The sequence below is a fragment of the Vibrio sp. 1249-1 genome, assembly GCF_033340495.1.
On sequence record NZ_JAWOWJ010000813.1, the window covers coordinates 1 to 599 of the forward strand.

The 599-nt window shown below is 44.9% G+C and carries 1 protein-coding gene and 1 pseudogene; both read right to left on the bottom strand.

Annotation, left to right across the window (positions count from 1 at the left end):
- Nucleotides 1-285 (bottom strand): annotated as a pseudogene (locus R7Z50_RS29070) (ISL3 family transposase); the annotation flags it as partial.
- 149 nt (nt 286-434) lie between these two features.
- Nucleotides 435-599 (bottom strand): PA3496 family putative envelope integrity protein (locus R7Z50_RS31635; protein WP_411979536.1); only part of this gene is annotated, 165 nt, incomplete at its 5' end.

The window sequence follows — 599 nt, forward strand, 5'->3', positions numbered from 1 at the left end:
GATACGAGCATAAGGTTCCAACCAAGATAGCCGCTCTGTTTTAATGCCGCAGTTACTGCACTTGATGCGTCGGGTTTGAATGGACAGTTCAACGGGAGCTCCTAACAGTGTAGCTTCCTTCACGTTACGCCACTGATACTCATGTATGGCTTGAGCTTTAAGCCCGCACGGACACTTAGCGATAGAATTAGGTTTGAGAGTGAGCTTTATTAATGACGCAGTCTGATGAGACTTTACTATATGAAAGCCTTCCCAGAATGAAGATAGGAAAGTATGATTCGACATGAAAACGGTAGTTTGTGTAGGTTTTGTTTGGCGATAAAACTCTATCACTTACTACCGTTTTTGTTTTTAGTTCCCGCTTATCCGCGATGAACCAATAAAGAGGGCAGCCAGTTGGCTACCCTATGGAGTGGTACACCGAATTGAGAGAATCAGTGAATCAAGCCAAGTTCTCTTGCTTCTTCAATGCTTAACCCGCTTTCGCGGATTTCACGCAGTGCCTCAATGCGACGTCTGGCTTCTGCTGATTTCACTGTTTTCTCTGGCTTCACAACGGTTTCTTCTTCTTCGGGTAATTCCCACTTGTGAGCGATGTT